The organism is Paenibacillus sp. MER TA 81-3 (assembly GCF_023713585.1).
Classification (GTDB): Bacteria; Bacillota; Bacilli; order Paenibacillales; family Paenibacillaceae; genus Paenibacillus_B; species Paenibacillus_B profundus.
In genome coordinates this window covers 21,689-40,996 of record NZ_JAMAWB010000012.1, presented here as the reverse complement: position 1 = coordinate 40,996, position 19,308 = coordinate 21,689, and the positions used below count along the sequence as shown (strand labels likewise).

Below are 19,308 nucleotides of genomic sequence, written 5' to 3'. Positions count from 1 at the left end.
TCCATGTGCTTGTTAGGTCCGTCTGAAATCGTCTAGAATGCGAACTCTATCGTTTCAATAGAACGCTGATTGTTAACGGATTGCTCATTGCACTTGATATCGCGTAACCGAATGTGGGGGTCTTCGACGATTTGAGCCAGCACAAGCAGGAAGTCTCTCATGATCTTATGAATCATGGCAGCCTTGAACAACTTGGTGCCGTATTGGAAGCCTCCCTTAATCACATCATTGTCTTCGGAAACGAACAGCGTGAGATCGAATTTCGCATCGATCGGATTGTCAAGCACATAAGGAGACAAGGTTAGAGCTTCCAATCGCACCTCATGGTCCTCTGTATTTTGCATGACAAACATCGTGTCGAACACCGGATTCCGGTTTGCGTCCCATTGCACATTCAGGCGTTCTACCAGTTCCTCGAACGGATAATCTTGATGCTCGAAGGCGCCCAAGGCCGTTTCCTTCACTTCCTCCAGATAGGACAGGAAGGTCTTGTCTCCTGCCAGATGATTGCGAATGGCCAATGTGTTGACAAACATCCCGATGAGCGGCTCCAAATCCGCATGCGCTCTTCCCGCGACAGGAGTTCCCACGATGATGTCTTCCTGTCCGCTGTATTTGGAGAGCAGCACAGTATATGCGGACAACAGAACCATGTATAGCGTGCTCTCGCGATTCGACGCAAGCTGGCTCAACCGTTGGGTGAGAGCGGCGTCGACTTCGAACTCGATCTGCGCTCCTTCGAAGCTGCGGACGGCAGGCCGGTCGTAATCGGTCGGCAGCTCGACAACCGGCAATTCCCCGGCCAGCTTCTCCAACCAATACGCTTCCAGACGTTTCATGTGCTCGCTGTGCACTCCGGACTGCTGCCACACCGCGTAATCCTTGTATTGAATGCGGAGCGGAGCCCGCTCCTCTCCCGCATACAACTGTGCGAACTCGCTGACCAGATTCCCCAAGGAAGCACCGTCGGAAATAATGTGATGCATGTCGAACATCAAAATATGACGCTCTCGTTCCAATTCCACCAGCCCAACACGGAGCAGAGGCGGCTTCCGCAAATCAAACGTGCGGATGAAGCGGCGAATGAGCTGCTCAGCATCCTGCACGGTAGCCGCCTTACGGTGCTCAACGACAAACTTCACGTTGCGGTGCACGCGCTGTATCGGCTCCCCGTCAACCATGTCGAAGCCGGTGCGCAGTGTCTCATGCCGCGAAATCAGCTTCAAGAATGCCAATTCAAAGCGCTCGCGATCCAGCGTTCCTTCGAGCGACACGACTCCCGGCATGTTGTAGCTCAGATCTGCCCCTTCCAACTGGCTCACGATGTACAGCCGCTTCTGGGCGGATGACAACGGGTAGACGTCACTTTCCTCAGCCAACGGGATCGCGGCATACTCCTGCTTCTCCATCCCGGCTATCATCCCGGCCATCTCCTCAATCGTCGGGCACCGGAATACATCCCGCAGCGGCAGATTGACGTGCATTTCCTTGAACACCTTGCTTGCCAAGGTCGTCGCGCGCAAGGAGTGTCCACCCAAATCGAAGAAATTATCCTTCACGCTAACGTCCGGCAGACCCAGCACATCTTGCCAGATTCGGGCCAGCTGCTCTTCCAGCGGCGTGCGCGGAGCTACGAACTCCGCTCCGGTATGCAAGCTGCCTTCCGGCTCTGGCAACGCTCTGCGGTCAATCTTTCCGTTCGGCGTCAACGGCAGCCGGTCCAGCTGCACGAAGTACGACGGAATCATGTATCCCGGCAGCTCCTGAGACAAGGCCCCTCTCAGCTCCGCCGCCGACAGCGGCCGCTCCGCCACGAAGTACGCGCACAGCTGCTTCTGTCCCCCGTCATCTTCCCGGGCCATGACGGTCGCTTCCTGCACGGATTCCACGCTCAAGAGCTGCGACTCCACTTCTCCGAGCTCAATCCGGAACCCGCGAATTTTCACCTGGTGGTCGCCGCGGCCCACATATTCGATGGTGCCGTCCGGCAACCACCGCGCCACATCTCCCGTCTTGTACATGCGCTCGCCCGGCGCGAACGGGTTAGCGATGAATTTCTCATCCGTCAGTTCTTGGCGTCCCCAATATCCGCGCCCTACGCTATCTCCTGATACATAGAGCTCACCGGCGATGCCAATCGGCTGAAGTTCCAGCTTGCCGTTCAAGATGTAGATGGCCGTGTTCGCGATTGGCGCGCCGATTGGCGGCAGCCCGACCGCGATATCGTCCGGCTCCATCGTATAAGCGGTAACCACATGCGTTTCCGACGGGCCATAATGATTGTGCAGGCTGATGCGAAGCCGCTGCAGGCACGCTTGGACCTGCGGCGTGACGACGAGCTGCTCCCCAGCGGTAATAATGTGTCTGACACAGCCTGGGAAGCGTTCTGCCCATTCCGGCTCGGCGAAGATGAATTTCAGGAACGCGACCGGAAGATACAGCACCTCAATCTCGTTGTCCTGAATCCATGTGAACAATTGCGCCGGATCTTTGCGAGCATCGTTCGGAATCAAGCACAGGCAGCCCCCAAACAGCAGTGCAGAGAACATCTCCTGATAGCACACATCGAAGCTGTTCGACGCATATTGCAAAATGCGAGATGGAAGCGGAATGCTCGTTCCGGCCTGCTCGAAATGCAGTAAATTGATCAAATTGCGCTGTTCCAGCATGACACCCTTCGGATTGCCCGTCGTGCCGGACGTGTAGATGATATAGAGCAGATTCGAAGGCACGCTCTCATTCGGCAAGTTCCCATCGTGCCCTTGATAGAGGGCTGCATCGTGAATATCTATCTTTTCCGCCTCGGCCGGAATTACCTCGAACCAGGCCTGCTCCGTCAATGTCAGCTTAGCGCCGCTGTCCTCCAGCATGTAACGGATCCGCGTCTCCGGATATTCCGGATCGATCGGGACGAACGTTCCGCCCGCCTTGAGCACAGCCAATACGCCGACGACCATGGCGCTCGAACGCTCGACCATGATTCCTACGGGCCGCTCTGATGCGACCCCTCTGTCCTTCAGCACCCAAGCCAGCTGATTCGCCTTCCGGTTCAGCTCCCGGTACGTCAGCATCTCGTCACCGAAAGCGACGGCTGGCGCATCCGGCGTTCGGTCCGCCTGCTCCTCGAACAGCTGATGGATGGTCTTCTCGCGCGGATAGTCCATGTCCGTCGCGTTGAAAATATTTTGTATCTGAGCCTGTTCTTCGGCAGTCACCATCTGCAGCGAAGCAAGACTAGCACTCGGGTTTCCGGCCACGGCATCGATTAGCTTCGCAAAGTGGCCCGCCATCCGTTCCACCGTCTCGCGCTCGTATAGCTCGGTAGCATATTCGATGCTGCACGCGATCTCCTCTTCCGCTTCCTCGGCCTGGAACGTCAAGTCAAACTTCGACACGGTATGCTCGCTCTGATAGTTCTCAATATGCAACCCGTTGATATTCATCTCGCCCTGCTCCGCATTTTGCAAAATAAACATCGTATCAAAGATTGGATTCCGGCTCATATCCCGCGCGACCTGCACATTCTCCACCAGATCCTCGAACGGATAGTTCTGGTTTTCATAAGCGCCCAAGGTCGTGTCTTTTACTTCCTCCAAGTAGGAATGGAATGTCTTCTCGCCCATCGGATAATTGCGGATGGCCAGTGTGTTGACGAACATCCCGATGAGCGGCTGCACATCTCCATGGTTTCTGCCTGCGATCGGCGTGCCTACGATGATGTCTTCCTGGCCCGTATATTTGTGCAGCAGTGTTGTATAGGCCGCCAATAGCACCATATACAACGTTGCGCCGCTCTCCGAACCGATCTGCCGCAATGCAGCGCATTGGTCCCGGCCGATAACGAATTGCAGTATATCTCCCCGGAAGCTCTGAACAGCAGGCCGTACATGGTCCGTTGGCATTTCCAGCACCGGCAGCTCTCCGCTAAGCGCCTGCAGCCAATAGGCTTCCTGTTGCTTCATCTGCTCTTGCCGCGCGTCGGATTGCTGCCATGCGGCAAAATCCTTGTACTGAATGCGCAGCGGCTGCAGTTCTTCTCCGCCGTACAAGCGGACGAATTCGTTGATGAGAATTCCCATCGAAGTGCCGTCGGAAACGATATGATGCATATCGAACATCAGAATATGGCGTTCCTGAGCCAATTCGATCAATCCTACACGCAGGAGCGGCGGCTCCTCAAGCTTGAACGCGCGCACGAATTGACGCAGCCTTGCTTCGGCTTCTTTGTCGCTTGCTTGCATATACTCCACCGCAAAGCCCACATTCTCGTATATCCGCTGCATCGGTTCGCCGTTAATCATTTCGAAGCCGGTGCGGAACGATTCGTGCCGAGCAATCAGCTCGCGGAACGCCGCTTCGAACCGCTCCCGATCGAGCGCCCCCTCCAGCAGCAGCATGTTCGGCATGTTATAGCTAAGCTCCGCTCCTTCCAGCTGATGCAAAATATACAACCTCTTCTGGGCCGAGGATAGCGGATAATGCGCTTGCTCTTCGACCAGCGGAATGGACGTGTACATCTGCTGTCCCAATCCGGCAATGCGCTCGGCCATCGCTTCGAGGGTCGGGTGCTTAAATACGTCCCGCAGCGGCAGCTCGATGCTCAGCTCCTTATGCAGCTTGCTTGCCATCGTAGTGGCGCGCAAGGAGTGTCCACCGAGCTCGAAGAAGTTGTCATTTACGCCGACCTTCTCCAGTCCGAGCACCTCCTGCCAGATTCGGGCCAACTGCTCCTCCTGAGGCGTGCGGGGCGCAATATATTCCGCGCCTGTCTGCACATGCTCTTCCGGCGCAGGCAGCTCTTTCTGGTCAACCTTGCCGTTCGGCGTCAGCGGCATCCGCTCCAGCTGGACAAAATAGGTCGGGATCATGTATCCCGGCAATTGTTGCGCCATAGCGCCGCGCAGCTCGCTAGCCGATAACGTGCTCTCCGCCACAAAGTATGCGCACAGTTGCTTCTCGCCGCTTCCGGTTTCCCGGGCGACCACGGTCCCTTCCAGGACAGACTGGACTTTCAGCAGATGCGCCTCCACTTCGCCTAACTCAATGCGATAGCCGCGTATTTTAACCTGATGGTCGATTCTGCCTACATACTCGATGTTTCCATCCGGCAGCCATCTTGCCAAGTCGCCTGTCCGGTACATCCGCTCACCCGGAACGAACGGGTTGTCCACGAACTTCTCCGCCGTCAATTCCGGACGGTTCAAGTAGCCCCGCGCGAGCCCGTCTCCGGCTACGCACAATTCTCCAGCCACCCCAATCGGCTGCAAGCCGTTCTCTTCGTTGACGATGTAAATCGTTGTGTTGCTGATCGGGCTTCCAATCGGAACATTGAGGGCATCCGCCGCCACTTCATTCACGTCGTGACAAGTGGCAAAAACCGTACTCTCCGTCGGACCGTAAACATGCTTGATTTTGCCTGGTCCCAAATGACGAAGCGCTTTGCGGACATGGCTGACGGAAACGCGCTCTCCGCCGAACAAAATGGCGCGAATATGGCGCAGGCAGTCAGCCTTCACATCAACGAGCACATTGAAGAACGCGGTAGTAATGAACATGACGGAGATGCGCTCGCGTTCAATTAGCTCTGCGAGCCGTTCTACATCCAACAAGGTCTCTTGCGGAATAAGAACGAGTCTGGCTCCGTTCAGCAAAGCTCCGTACATATCGAATGTCGATCCGTCGAAGGCATAGCTGGATAGCTGCAGCACATTGTCCTGCTCCCCAATCTCGATATAGTCAGCGCCTTGAACGACTCGCACGATATTGCGGTGCATCGTCAAATTCCCTTTCGGTTTGCCCGTCGTGCCCGACGTGTATATGACATATGCCAAGTCGGCAGGACCGTTGTTCAGATCCAGATTCGTGCTATCGCTGCTATAAGAGAGCTCATCATCTAAGATGACGCGTGTGCCTGCCCCCGGAATTCGCTCTTGCAGATGACGCTGCGCTACGATGATTTGCGTCCCGGAGTCCTCGAGCATGTAACGGATTCGCTCTTCCGGATATTCCGGGTCGATTGGCACGTACGCCCCTCCAGACTTCAAAATCGCTATTATCCCCACCATCATGTCTAGGGAACGTTCAACCATCAGACCCACCAAACGGTCAGCCCCTGCACCCTCGGCTCTCAGCGTCCTAGCCAACCGGTTCGCCCGTTCGTTCAATTCACGGTATGTCAACTGACTATTCTCATACACGACGGCAATCGCATCAGGGGTTCGTTCCGCCTGCTCCTCGAATAAGCGGTGAATCGTCTTATCCCGCGGATATTCCGTTCGCGCATTATTGAATACGGTGGTAATCTCCGCTTGCTCCGCCTCGGTCGCCAGCTCAAGTTCCCCTACGGTCACTTGCGGGTTGGCCGCGATTTGTTCCAGAACATTCACCAGATGACCTTGCAACCGCTCCATGCTCGTCCGATCAAAAACGCGCGCATTGTAATCGAAGTTAATAATAATTTCTTCTCCTGGCACGACGATGAAGTTGAAATCATAGTTCGTTTGCTCGGCCACTTCGACGTTCGTTATCGCCAGCATTCCCTGATCGTCGTTGCCTGCTTGCTCCATCTGTTCATCCATCGGGTAGTTCTCGAACACCATAATCTGCGAGATTAAATCTTGCTTTTGCGAACAGCGGGCCTGAATTTCATACAACGGATAATAGTCGTACTTACCAGATTCTAACGCCTGCTCTTGCAGCCGCCCCATCACTTCCGCGAAGCTCGTCTTCGCCTCGCAGCTGACCCGGACCGGTATCGTGTTGATGAATAACCCAATCATCGCTTCGATTCCCGGAATTTCCGCCGGTCTGCCGGATACGACGCTGCCGAACACCGCGTCACGGGTTCCGTTGTATTTCTGCAGAATGATCCCCCATGCCGCTTGCAGCAGCGTATTCAAGGTGACCTGATGCTGTCTAGCCACCCTGCCCATGTGTCCGCTCAAGGTTTTGCCTAATTCGCAGGTCAGCTTCTCGGCAACGTATTCTTCGCCCGGGCCTTGCGCCGTCTGTTGCGGCAATGCCGCTTGCTGATCATATCCAGCGAGATATTCGCTCCAATATGCGGAGGCCGCTGCTTCATCTTGCTGCTCCAGCCATTCGATATATTGACTGTACGCCGGTACCGATGTCGTCTGCTCAGGGTGGTACTGATGCAAGTGGACGGAGTACGTGTCAAATAGCTCTTTGGCAAGCTGCGGCAAGCACCAGCCGTCCATCAAAATATGATGCGAGCTCCAGATCACTTGATAACTTGTTTCTCCCGTACGCATGACCATTACGCGCATCAGCGCATCCTGCTCCAGATCGAATCCGCGAGCATGATCCTCAGCTGCCGATTTTTCGATGCATCTGTTCCGATCCGCTGCTTGCAGCTCCCGCAAATCTGCATAAGCGAATCCAATTCGCTTATCGCGGAACACGACTTGCAGCGGTTCGCCACTCCAGCCGCTCAGAAAGTTCGTTCGCAGCACGGCGTGATTGTTCGCCAATGCGTCCAAGCTCTTGACGAAGACATCTGTATCGAGCTCACCTTCTATCGTAAATCGAGTCTGTTCATGATACGCCCCCGACTGCCGGTCCATTGCGCTGTGGAACCACATGCCTTTCTGCATTGGCGTCAGCGTATAAATATTTTCGATTTCGCCGTTGCGCCGCGTTTGTTCCGCGATCCGATCAAGCTCCTCCACGCTCAATCCTTGCAGCAAGACATCGCTCGGCGTTAATTCAGGCCGTTCCTTTGCTGCGCAATGGTCAATGATCTCCTGCAGGCTCGCCCGCAGACATCCGGCCAACTCTTCGATGGTTTCCTTGCGATATTCCTTGCCGCTGTAGCTCACGTCCAGCGATAGCAAGCCATCCACGATCATTCCGCTAATATCCAAACTGTAATTGCGCGCCTGTTCGTCGCTCATATCCGAACCGCTTGAATAAGATGATAGTTCCAGCTCGTTGCCTTGCAGATCCTGATCGAACTGTCCCAAATAGTTGAAGCGAAGTTCAGGCGTGAACGCTTCCGTCCATGCAGGTTCTTGCGCAGACGATAAATATCGGCAGATACCATACCCGATGCCCTTGTTCGGAATACGGCGCAAATTCTCCTTCACCTGCTTGATCCGATAAGACAAAGTCTTGTCTGGCTCCGCTTCAATCAAAACTGGATATTCGCTTGTAAACCAACCCACGGTGCGCGTAATGTCGATATCGGTCATGATGGACTCCCTGCCGTGACCTTCGAGCGTAACCAGAACCCGATCGTGACCGCACCATTTGTGCACGGCCATTCCCAATGCCGCCAGCAAAATATCGTTCATCTCCGTGTTGTACGCCCGGTGAACATGCTTGAGCAGACGATCCGTATCCTCCCTGCTCCATTGAACGTTCACGGATTCGCTTTCGCGCTGCAACAAGCATGCCGCGTCCCAGTCTTTAGGCAGAGGCTCGGCGTCCATCTGCGCGATGCGCTGCCAGTATGCCCGTTCATTCTCCAAGGCAGAACTGTGCGCGTACGCTTCGAGTTGCTCCGACCAGATGCGGTAGCTATCGGTTTTGACCGGAAGACGAATCTCTTGTCCCTTCAACGCTTGCCCGTACCCATCTGCAATGTCTTCAAGCAATATCCGCCAAGAGATGCCGTCTATGACGGAATGATGGATGACGATCAATAGATGATCCCCGTCTGCACAGTGGAACAATCCCGCTTTCACCAATGGACCCGATTGCAGATCGATGCCGCTCTGAATCTCATTCGCCTTGGCTTCGAGCGAACGGCCGCACTCCGGATCTTCCTTGAAGTCCGCCACGTCCAAACTGTAGAGATCGCCTTCGCTGATTCCACGGTTCCATGCCTTATACCCGCCATGTTCGGTCTTGCGGAAGACCATGCGCAGCGCGTCGTGGTGCTCGACGATTTTATGCAACGTTTTGCGAATCGCCGCTTCGTCGAACCCTTCCTGCCTGTGCAGCATAATCGATTGGTTGAAGTGATGCGGATTCGCGAATTCCTGTTCCATGAACCAGCTTAAGATTGGTGTCAGAGGGATTTCCCCTGCCACTTCTCCTTGATCAGCCACTCTGGCGACTGGCCGGGCCTGTAGACTTAACTGCGTGATGGTCGGGTATTTGAACAACTCCCGGATTTCCAGCTTGTATCCGGCCTGCTGCAGCCGGGAAACGACTTGAATCGATTTGATGGAGTCGCCGCCAAGCTCGAAGAAATGATCATTCGTTCCGACCCGCTCGATGCCCAGCACCGCCTGCCATACGGCTGCGATTGTCTTCTCCACCTCAGTGCGCGGCGCGACATATTCGGTTCCGGTATGCACACTTCCCTCCGGGCTCGGCAGCGCCCTGCGGTCGATCTTCCCGTTCGCCGACAGCGGCAATCGCTCCAGCTGCACGAAGTAGGACGGAATCATATAGTCCGGCAATTCCGAGGACAGCGCTGCTCTCAGCTCGCTCGCCATCAGCTCGCCGTCTGCGGCGAAGTAAGCGCACAATGACTTCTGACCGCTCTCCTCCTCCCGCGCGACGACGACCGTTTCCCGGATGGCTGTCATTTGCATCAGTTGGGCCTCGATTTCGCCAAGCTCGATTCGATAGCCCCGAATTTTCACTTGGTGGTCGAGCCGGCCTAAATATTCGATGTTGCCATCCGGCAGCCAGCGGGCCAAGTCGCCCGTCCGGTACATCCGCTCGCCTGGCTTGAAAGGAATTTCCACGAATTTCTCCGCCGTCAGCTCCGGCCGTTCCCAGTAGCCTCGAGCCAAGCCTGCGCCCGCGATGCATAATTCTCCGGCTACGCCGATAGGCTGCAGTTGATTCTGCCGGTTCACGATATAAATTTGCGTATTATCAATCGGCTTCCCAATCGGGACACTCGTATACGGTTGCCCCGCCTCGCAATCAAAATACGTCACATCCACGGTCGCTTCCGTCGGCCCGTACAGGTTGATAAGCCGCGCTCCATTCACCGGCGCAATGCAGCTCTGGAACCGCTCCGCCTGCGAAGCGGTTAGTGCCTCTCCGCTCGCGAACACCTGCCGCAGCGAAGTGAGGCCGCGCTCCCGTTCCGCGATCGGCTGTTCCTCGACATATTCAAGGAAGGCATTCAACATGGACGGCACAAAATGCATCGTGCTGATATGCTGCCGCTCGATCGTATCCAGTATGACGGCCGGGTTCTTTTCCCCGCCGACCGGCAGCAGGCACACTTTGGAACCTACGAACGCCCACCAGAACAGCTCCCAGACAGAGACGTCAAACGTAATCGCCGTCTTCTGCATAATCGTATCGCTCGGACCGATTGGGTACCGTTTCTGCATCCACAGCAAGCGGTTAATGACCGAACCATGCTCCACCAGAACGCCCTTCGGTCTGCCTGTCGTGCCCGACGTGTAGATGACATAAGCGGCATCGCTGGCCTGGTTGACCCGTTCAGGATTCGCGCCGTCGCCGGCATAGGAGCTTGCTTCATCCAGATTGACGATGCGGCCTGCAAAGGACACGTCCTCTCCCGCACGGCTCTGAAGCAAAAGCACCTGCGCTCCCGAATCCTCCAGCAAGTAGCGGATGCGCTCTTCCGGTGAATCCGCGGCAATCGGCACATACGCCCCGCCAGCTTTCAAAATCGCCATGATGCCAACCATCATCTCCAGCGAACGCTCAGCCATGATGCCGACCAGCTGATTCGGCTGCACTCCCAATGACCGTAACGTCCAAGCCAAGCGGTTCGCGCGTTCGTTCAGTTCCCGGTACGTCAGCTGTTCCTGCTCGAACAGGACCGCCGCCGCATCCGGGGTTCGTTCGGCCTGTTCTTCGAACATCTGATGGATCGTCTTCTCCCGCGGATACTCCGCTGCCGTAGCGTTGAACGCAAGCATCAGCTGCGTTTTCTCCCCGGCGGTCGCCAGTTCCAGCTCGCCCACGGCCATGTGCGGGTTGGCCGTAATCTGCTCAAGCACATGCACGAGATGACCCTGCAGCTGCTCTATGCTCTCCCGGTCGAACACGTTGGCGTTATACTCCAAGCGAATCGCCATTTCGTCACCCGGCATGACGATCAAGTTGAAATCGTAGTTCGTTTGTTCCGCCACCTCGACATCGGCAATCGCCAGACTGCCCCGCTCATCGCTTCCCGCTTGCTCCATCTGTTCTGCCATCGGATAGTTCTCGAACACCATAAGATGGGAGATGAGATCCTGCTTCTGCGCGCACTGCGCTTGAATCTCATACAGCGGATAATAATCGTACCGCCCAGACTCCAATGCTTGTTCCTGCAGTCGTCCCATCACCTCGGAGAAGCTCGTCTCCGCTTCGCAGGCAACACGCACCGGAATCGTGTTGATGAACAATCCGATCATCGATTCGATCCCTGGGATTTCCGCCGGTCTGCCCGACACGACCCCACCGAACACCACATCGTCCGTGCCATTGTATTTCTGCAAAATAATGCCCCATGCCGCCTGAATTAACGTATTCAGCGTCACCTGATGCTGCTTGGCCACCTGGCTCATCCGCCCGGTCAAGGTCTTGCCCAATTCGCACACGATATGCTTCGCGGCGTAATCATCGTTTCGTCCTTGTCCCTTCGCTTGCGGCAGTACCGTTTGCTGGTCATAACCAGACAGGTAATTCGTCCAGTACGCGGATGCCGCCTGCTCATCTTGTTGTTCCAACCACTCGATATATTGACTGTACGAGGCTGCCGTTGTCCGCTCGAGATGCTGATTCTGGACAAAAGCGGAGTACGTGTCGAACCATTCCTGGGTTAGCTGCGGCAAGCACCAACCATCCATCAGAATATGATGGGTGCTCCACAACACCTGGTAGCTCTCTTCCGCTGTGCGCACCACCGATACGCGCATGAGCGCATCCTGCTCCAAATCGAATCCCCGTACACGGTCCTCTTGTTTCAAAGTCTCGACACGTGCTTTTCGCTCAACTTCCGGCAAAGCGCACACATCTTCATAAGTGAATCCAAGCCGCTTGTCTCTAAAGACAATTTGCAGCAGTTCGCCGTTCCAGCCGTTATAGAAGTTCGTCCGCAGTACGGCATGTTGCTTAGCCAATGCATCCAAACTATTGGCGAAAATCTCCACATCGAGTTCGCCCTGGAGAGTGAACCGTGTTTGTTCAAAATACGCGCCCGCATGCCGATCCATGGCGCTGTGGAACCACATCCCCTTTTGCATCGGCGTAAGTGCATACATATTCTCGATGTCTCCGATGCGCTGTGTCTGCTTCGCTATTAGCTCCAAGTCCTCGACGCTCAATCCTTGCAGCAGGATATCGCTCGGCGTCACCTCCGGCCGTTCTTTGGCCGTGCAATGGACGATGATCTCCTGCAAGCTTTCATATAAATATTTGGATAATTGTTCAATTGTCTCCTGGCGGTATTCCTTCCGGCTGTAACTCAGCTCCAGCGACAATGAACCGTCTGCAACCATTCCATTAATGTCCAGCGCATGGCTGCGGACTAGTTGAAGGCTCACTTCCATGCCGCTTGAATGCGGAGATGCTTCCATCTCATTGTTCTTCATGTCCTGATCGAACTGTCCCAAGTAATTGAAACTGATATCCGGCTCCGCTCCTACCCAGTCGGCTTCATCCTGAAGCCCGGACATATAGCGGCAGATGCCGTAGCCGATGCCTTTGTTCGGAATACGCCGCAGGTCTTCCTTCATCTTCTTGATGCGGTAAGACAAGCTCTTGTCCGCTTCCATCTCGAGCAGCACCGGATATTCGCTCGTAAACCAACCGACGGTGCGCGTAATGTCAATATCCGCCATGATGGACTCCCGGCCGTGGCCTTCCAGCGTTACGAGCACCTTGTCGTGACCGCACCATTTATGCACGGCCATTCCCAACGCCGTCAGCAAGATATCGTTCATTTCAGTGTTATATGCCCGATGGACATGCTTCAATAGTTGTTCGGTATTCTCTCGGCTCCATTGGACAATCACGGATTCACTATCTTGCTGTACGGAGCATTCCGCTTCATAATCCTTGGGCAGAGGCTTCGTTGCCGTCTGCGCGATACCCTGCCAATACAACCGTTCCTGCTGCATGAGAGGACTGCGCGCATACTCGGCGAGCTGTTCGGACCAAGTGCGGTAAGAATCAGTCTTGATAGGCAGACGCAGCGCTTGGCCCTTGAGCGCTTGTTCGTAGCCTGCAGCGATATCTTCGAGCAGGATGCGCCAAGAAACGCCGTCAACGACCGCATGATGGATGACGATGAGCAAATGATCACCGTCCGCGGCGTGGAACAGCCCGGCTCTCACCAATGGGCCGGCCTGCAAATCGATGCCGCCCTGTATTTCATTCGCTGCGGCTTCGAACACCTGATCACACGCTTCAACCTGCGTGAAGTCCGCCACATACAGACGATAGAGCTCGCCTTCCCTGATCTCGCGATTCCATGCGGCATATTCTTGCTCCGTCTTGCGGAACACCGTCCGCAGCGCATCGTGATGCTCCACGATTTTCTGCAGCGTCTTGCGTAGCGCGGCTTCGTCGTAGCCTTCTTTGCGATATAGCATGATCGATTGGTTATAATGATGCGGCTCGGCGAGCTGCTGCCCGAAATACCAGCGTTGGATCGGTGTCAGCGGCACCGCTCCGCTTACTTCTCCTTGGTCGGCCATTCTGCCGACAGGCTGGATATGCGGACTGAGCTCCGCGATGGTCGGATATTTGAATAAATCCCGGATTTCCAGCTTGTAGCCGGCCTGATGCAGCCGGGAAGACACTTGAATCGATTTGATGGAGTCGCCTCCAAGCTCGAAGAAATGATCCATCAATCCAACACGCTCTGCGCCTAATACAGCCTGCCACACGGCTGCCAGTGTCTTCTCCGCCTCGGTTCGCGGCGCGACATAGTCAGTTCCGGTATGCGCGCCTCCTTCCGGAGCCGGCAGCGCTTTACGGTCGATTTTTCCGTTCGGCGTCAACGGCAGCTGCTTCAACTGGACGAAGTACGATGGAATCATGTACCCCGGCAGTTCTGCGGCCAATGCTCCCCGCAGCTCGCTCACTGTCAGCTCGCGTTCGGCGACGAAGTATGCGCACAATGACTTCTGCCCGCCGGCGTCTTCCCGCGCGACGACGACCGCTTCACGGATGAACGGCGTTTTCAGCAGTTGGGACTCCACTTCGCCAATCTCGATCCGGTAGCCCCGGATCTTCACTTGATGATCGATCCGCCCCAAATATTCGACGTTGCCGTCTGGCAGCCACCGGGCCAAGTCGCCTGTCCGGTACATTCGCTCGCCCGGAGCGAATGGATTGTCGACGAATTTCTCCGCCGTCAAGTCCGGCCGCTTCCAATACCCCCGGCCTACACAAGGTCCGCCGATATAGAGCTCGCCCGTTATCCCGACCGGCAGTAAAGAATGCTGATCATCCAGAATGTACATCGTCACACCCGGCAGAGGTTTGCCGATTGGCACCGTTCGCAGCCCTTCCGTGCTCGCCTGCTCGAAGTAGCAGGAATCGATGGTCGTCTCCGTTACCCCGTAGCTGTTGACGATCCTCATTTGCGAACCGAATCGTTCCAGCAGCTTCTGGAATTCCTCCTTCGGGCAATGATCCGCCCCTACGACTGCCAGCTTCATACTGCTGATGTCCAGCTTGTTCTCGTATACATATTCCATCAGCGGAATGGCGAGCGACGGAGTGACATCGAACATCTGAATCCGATGCTTGCGAATGAGCTCGTAGATTTCGGCCGGGTTCGCCCTGGACTCTTCCGGACATAAAATGAGTTCACCCCCATGCAGCAGCGCGCGGATCAGGTCTCCCGAGAAGACATCGAATGAAAAGCTTGCCCACTGCATCCAGCGCATGCTCTCTTCCCGCAAGCCGTATTCGCTTTCCCACGCGGCCGACAAGACTGCCATCTGTCTGTGCTCGATCATGACCCCTTTCGGCTTGCCCGTCGTTCCCGAGGTATAGATGACATAGCTCAGGTGCTCCGGCTGATTCACCCGTTCCAGGTTGGAACCGTCCGCGTCGTAGAACGCTTCTTCATCCAGCATGATCCTTCTGCCGGAGAATGCGGCCCGCGCTTGCAGATGCCGCTGGGCCAACAGCACTTGCGCGTTCGAATCGTCCAGCATATAGTGAATCCGATCCTCCGGATATTTCGGATCGATTGGCACATAGGCGCCGCCGGATTTCAAGATGGCCATAATGCCCACGATCATGTCCAGCGAGCGATCGGCCATGATGCCGACCAACTGTTCGGGCTTCACGTCCTCGGCCCGCAGCGTGCGCGCCAGCCGGTTCGCCCGTTCGTTCAGCTCCCGGTACGTCAACTGCTTGTCTTCATGCACGACCGCAATCCGATCCGGCGTACGCTCCACCTGCTCCTCGAACAATTCCGGCACCGTCTTCTGCTGCGAACGCCCTGCCTCCGCATCGTTGAACACATGCTGAATCTGAGCCTTCTCCTCCTCTGTGAGCATGCCGAGCGAAGAAAGCCGCGCCTCAGGCTCTTGCGCAACGGCCTCAAGCAGCTGGCCGAAGTGCTTCGCCATTCTTTCAATCGATTCCGGTCGGTATAGCGCCGTGGCGTATTCCAGACTGCATGCCATCCCTTCCGCGCCTTCCGCCACGTCCAGGCTCAGGTCGAATTTTGCCACCTTGTATTCAGCTGGGTACGGCTTCAAGCGAAGCCCTGCGAGCTCCAGATCCTTGCTGTCCATATTGTGCAAAGAAAACATCGTATCGAACAGCGGATTGCGGCTCAAATCTCGCGTGACCTGCAGCTTTTCCACCAGCTCTTCGAACGGGTAATCCTGATTCTCGAAGGCGCCCAAGCTCGTTTCTTTGACCTGCTCCAAATATTCCAGGAACGTCTTCGAGCCTGCCGGATAATTGCGGATCGCCAGCGTATTGACGAACATGCCGATAAGCGGCTGCAAATCACCGTGCGTTCTGCCCGCATTCGGCGTTCCCACGATAATGTCTTCCTGGCCTGTATACTTCTGAAGCAGAATCGTATAGGCAGCAAGCAGCACCATGTACAATGTCGTTCCGCTCTCTGCCGCAATCCGGCGCAGCGCTTCGCTTAGCCGAGGATCGATCGCGAATTCGAAGGTATCCCCTTCGTAGCTCTGGACGGAAGGACGAGCATAATCCGCCGGCAGTTCCAGCACCGGAAGCTCTCCGCCAAGCGCCTGCAACCAATAACTCTCCTGCTGCTTCATGAGCTCCTGCTGCGGCTCGGACTGCTGCCACGCGGCATAATCCTTATACTGAATGCGCAGCGGCGGCAGTTTCTCGCCGCCGTACAAGCGGACGAACTCCTCCACCACAATTTCCATCGACACGCCGTCGGAGATAATATGATGCATGTCGTACATCAGAATATGCCGATCCTGGCTTAACTCGATCAGCCCCACTCGGAGGAGCGGCGGCTTCTCCAGATCGAACGGGCGAATAAAGGAACGGATGGCGGCATCGGCTTCCCCTTCGCTCGCCTGCATCATCTCCACCGAGAAATTCACTTCGCGGCATATACGCTGCACCGGTTCGCCATTCACCATCTCAAAGCCGGTGCGCAGCGTTTCGTGGCGCCCGATCAAGCTGCGGAACGCCTCCTCGAACCGATTCCGGTCAAGCTGCCCTTCGAGGAGCATCATCCCCGGCATGTTGTAGCTCTGCTCCGCCCCTTCCAGCTGATGCAAAATGTACAGCCTCTTTTGCGCCGAAGATACCGGGTACCAATCCCTTTCATCCAGCAGCGGAATCTGTCTGTATTCCTGCCGTTCCATCCCGTCAATGAGGCACGCCAGCTCTTCAATGGTCGGATGGCGGAAGATGTCCCGCAGCGGCAGACTGACATGCAGCTCCTTGTGCAGCTTGCTTGCGAGCGTCGTCGCACGCAAAGAGTGTCCGCCAATCTCGAAGAAACTGTCCTTCACGCTGACTTTCTCAAGTCCGAGCACCTCTTGCCACAGATGCGCCAGCTTGGACTCCAGCGGCGTCCGCGGCGCGACATGCTCTTTTCCGGTCATGATGAGGCCTTCCGGCTCCGGCAGCGCTCTGCGATCGACCTTTCCGTTCGGCGTCAGCGGCATCTGATCGACCTGCACCAAGTGTGTCGGGATCATATAGGCCGGCAAGTCTTGCGACAGCGCTGCCCGCAGATCACCCGCCATCAGCTCTGCATTCGCGGTATAGTACGCGCACAACATCTTCTGGCCGCTTTCGTCTTGCCGCGCGATTACGATTGCGTCCAGCACCGATTCCACTTTCAACAGATGCGCTTCCACCTCGCCAAGCTCAATCCGGTAACCGCTAATTTTCACTTGATCATCGATTCGTCCCACGTATTCGATCGTTCCATCCGGCAGCCATCTCGCCAGATCGCCTGTGCGGTAGAGCCGTGTTCCCGGCACGAAGGGGCTGTCTACGAACTTCTCAGCCGTCAGCTCCGGACGATTCAAGTAACCTCGGGCCAGTCCATCTCCTCCGGTGTACAATTCGCCGACCACTCCTACCGGAAGCAGCTTGCCTGCTTCATCCAGCACGTACACTTGAGTATTGGCGATCGGACGTCCGATCGGAATGGAGAGCCGCTCCGTATCGGCTGCGGAAATCTCGTGGCAGCAGGTGAAGGTCGTATTTTCCGTTGGACCGTACCCATTGACCAGACGAATGTCCTGATACTGCTCCAGCACTTTTTTGGCATGGGTCTTCGAGACGACGTCTCCTCCCACCAATAATTGCTGGACTCCTTGCAAGGCTTGGAGTTGGTTCTCGACCATCACGTGGAAGAGTCCCGCCGTTAACCACAGGATCGTCACTTGATGCTGTTGAATGGCCTCTGTCCATTCGGTCAACGAAACATTTCCCGGAGGCAAAATGGCCAGCGCAGCTCCATTCAGCAAGCTGCCCCAAATCTCGAACGTTGCCGCATCGAACGATATCGTCGAGCCTTGCAGAAATACGTCCTTGCTGCTGATGTCCACATAATTGGCAGCGGCAACGAGCCGGACCACCCCTCGATGCGTGACGCAGACTCCTTTCGGAATTCCCGTCGACCCGGACGTATAGATGATGTAGGCCACATCGTCCGCGGTCCCTGCCGCATCCGTCAAGTTCGGCCAGCTTCCTTCCAGAGCTGACTCTGCCGCTGTATCGAGCAAGACGGAATCGATGCTGTTCGGCATGCTTGTCTGCAAATGCGCCTGCGTGAGCAGCACGCTGATTGCCGTATCTTCCAGCATGGCGTTAATCCGTTCTTGCGGATAGGAAGGATCGAGCGGAACGTATGCCCCGCCTGCTTTGAGGATCCCCAGCAGTCCAATCACCATCTCCAGCGATCTCTCTACACATATGCCAACCAAAGTGCCCCGTGCTACTCCTCGTTCCCGCAGGAGATGGGCAATGCGATTGGCAGCGGCATTCAGCTCCGCATAGGTCAGCTGTTTGTCCTCGAATAGCACCGCCACCGCGTCTGGAGTTTGTTCCTCCTGCTCTTCAAACAATTGGTGTATCGTCTTATCCTGCGGGTAGTCTGCTGCTGTATCGTTGAATTCATAAAGAAGCTGAGCTGTCTCCTGCTCTGATAGCAGGTTCACGTCTTGCAGCTCTCTTTCCGGGTTATATAAAACGTCGGCAAATAAAGAGTTAACATGGTTCATTATTTGCGTAATGAACGGTTTATCGTATCGATTTTCGTTATAGGTCACATGTAATGAAATCACATCTTGTTCCCATTCAAATTGGAATAGGATATCGGAGACTACACTCTGACTGAATTCAACGGTATGTATTTCTTTCATGGAAACCATCGTATTTACGACAGGAACTCCATTTACAGCTTCTAAATGCAAATGCTCCGTCATCTTCCGAAAAGGGATGTTCTGATGATTGATTGCTGCGGTAAGCGTAGTTTTCAATTCGGTCAACAACGATTTAAAGGTACGGTTTGCACCTAGCTTATTTTTGAGAATCACCACATTGTTGATAGGCCGCCGTGTGTCCTTGGACTTTCTAACGATTGGCATGCCTACGATGACACTCTCTTCACCTGTATATTTGTAAAGCAAGCATTGGATGCCTGCTAGTAAGATCATGTATTCGGCCAGATGGGAACCTCTGCTCATATGACTAATTCGTTGTGATACGTCGGCAGATAGTCTGATGGAATTGGAATGATCGCGAGCTGCAACGCTGATTGAAGCTGTGGAGTAAGGCAGGATCGCAGGACTATCTTCAGCATCGAATTGCGCATTCCAAAAATCGGTTTCCTTTTCAAATGCCAAGTTCATCTTCTCCTCTCTCAATGGGGTACAA

At 55.4% G+C, this 19,308-nt stretch carries 1 protein-coding gene; it reads right to left on the bottom strand.

Going from position 1 to position 19,308, the window contains the following annotated elements:
• Nucleotides 1-32: 32 nt before the first annotated feature.
• Nucleotides 33-19,277, bottom strand: a complete 19,245-nt coding sequence (locus M3650_RS18215) for a non-ribosomal peptide synthase/polyketide synthase (protein ID WP_251576818.1) — start codon at nt 19,275-19,277, stop codon at nt 33-35.
• Nucleotides 19,278-19,308: the final 31 nt, after the last annotated feature.